Annotated in this window: 1 protein-coding gene and 1 pseudogene; one reads left to right on the forward strand and one right to left on the reverse strand. The window is 41.4% G+C overall.

Annotated elements, in window-relative coordinates; all coding sequences use genetic code 11:
* A pseudogene (locus REG_RS08395) lies at positions 1–596 on the forward strand (hypothetical protein); the annotation flags it as partial.
* A gap of 374 nt (positions 597–970) precedes the next feature.
* Here the strand turns inward: REG_RS08395 and yihA are convergent.
* Positions 971–1,609, reverse strand: a complete 639-nt coding sequence (yihA, locus tag REG_RS08405) for a ribosome biogenesis GTP-binding protein YihA/YsxC (protein ID WP_087943425.1) — start codon at positions 1,607–1,609, stop codon at positions 971–973.
* Between the last annotated feature and the right edge of the window lie 243 nt (positions 1,610–1,852).

Here is a 1,852-nt window from a genome sequence, read left to right on the forward strand (position 1 = left end):
TGATGTTCAAGCCACAAGTATCAACATATGCCATCGTTTTGCTCTTTTTTACCATTGGCTTCTTTTCACTCTTCTCATCAGCTTCAATGCGAGATATTTATCTGCTGCCATTGTACCCACCCTTGGCTTTACTAACAGTGCCATTCATTCCTTTATTACGTGGTTTAGACAAGACAGGCTCTAAGGTAATAAACATTTTTTTCGGTATCACACTGTTAATAATAGTATTGACTTGGTTTAATCTTGTTATGGATGGTGAGGCACGGTTACTGCAAGTATTGTGGTCTGACATTGATAATGCATTACCCTTGCCCTTTGCCTTACAAACGAAATGGTATCTATTTACATTAGCCATGATTATTATCATTTTATGGTTAATTATTATCAAAAAATCGGATAACCATTCGATGTTGCTGTCATGGGCCTCGGGGTTAGCTGTAACCTGGTCTATCACATTTTTACTATTGATGCCTTGGATCAACGCCGCACGCAGCTATCAAGACACTTTTCTAACACTTGCTCCTTTATTCAGAATAGTGAATGTCTTGCAACCAGTGGCCTTGGAGAGTCCGAACAGAGTATGTTGCATTATGTGACAGGTAAAGTGGGGATAAAAATCTATGAAGGCCACTCAGGTGACGGTGATGGAGTGACACTCAATAAAAACGCCCAACGTTGCCTATTGTTGCTAGTTCAAGATAATGTGCACCATCCTAAAAAAATCAAGCTGATTACTGGATCCCCATTTGGGTTGGACAACGTCCGGCTGATAGAAATAACTTTACCTTATATAAATTCACTCAGTGACTGCTCCCCGCCCTATGGGGCGAGGCTTCCCATTTTAAAAACGAAGGGGATACCATGAAATTTCTTGCAAAAATGCCGGTAGGTTTTGCAAGAAATCTCCTGTGTGACTAAGAGATTGACATCACAGCAGCCTACCGCGGCAAATCCGTAGCGCACTGATATTTTATATATTTGCTGTTACGACGCCATTAAACCAGTTATTCAATTTTGCACGTAATTTATCGACTCCTGTTTTTTTCAGTGATGAAAATTTTTCTACTTGAATATCACCCATGAAAGGGAGCACGGCTTCGCGTACCTTATTAAGTTGCGTTTTAGCCGCACTGGTAGCTAATTTATCTGCTTTTGTCAGCAGTAAAAAAATGGGAATGTCGACAGCAACCGCCAAGCTAATCATCTGTTGATCTGACTCTTTTAACGGATGGCGAATGTCCATCAGTACCACCAGACCTTTCAAGCAATCACGTTTATTTAGATAGTCATTTAAAGCATGCTGCCACTGATTTTTTATTTCTTTTTTCACTGCGGCGTAACCATAACCGGGTAAATCGACCAAACGCTTTCCATCGGCAACTTCAAATAAATTGATTAGCTGAGTACGTCCTGGTGTTTTACTGGTTCGTGCTAAACCTTTTTTATGCGTCAACGCATTCAGTGCACTCGATTTACCTGCATTAGAACGGCCAGCAAATGCAATCTCAATTCCCTCATAAGCTGGAAGGTGATGAATATCTGGTGCGCTACTGATAAAACGTGTTGTAGTGTAATTAAGTTCTTTAGTGGTCAAATTTTTCGTTTCCATGATGATGAATGGATATTGTGTAGCGGTGTTATACCCTTCGCCTTTCAAGTTATAGCCGAATCAGTCTAATTTGATTCTGCGTTGTCGTCGCTTGCCGTACTATTTGTACTGTCTGTGCGCCTCAGCCTTGAATCAAATTAGACTGATTCGGCTTACCGGCGGCGTTTGGCAGCGATCGTTCATCCTCTGTCATGTACCACACTCCTGGGATTCGATTGATTGCCGCCTTGCCGTAACTCGAAA

It is taken from the genome of Candidatus Regiella insecticola LSR1, from assembly GCF_000143625.1.
GTDB lineage: Bacteria > Pseudomonadota > Gammaproteobacteria > Enterobacterales > Enterobacteriaceae > Regiella > Regiella insecticola.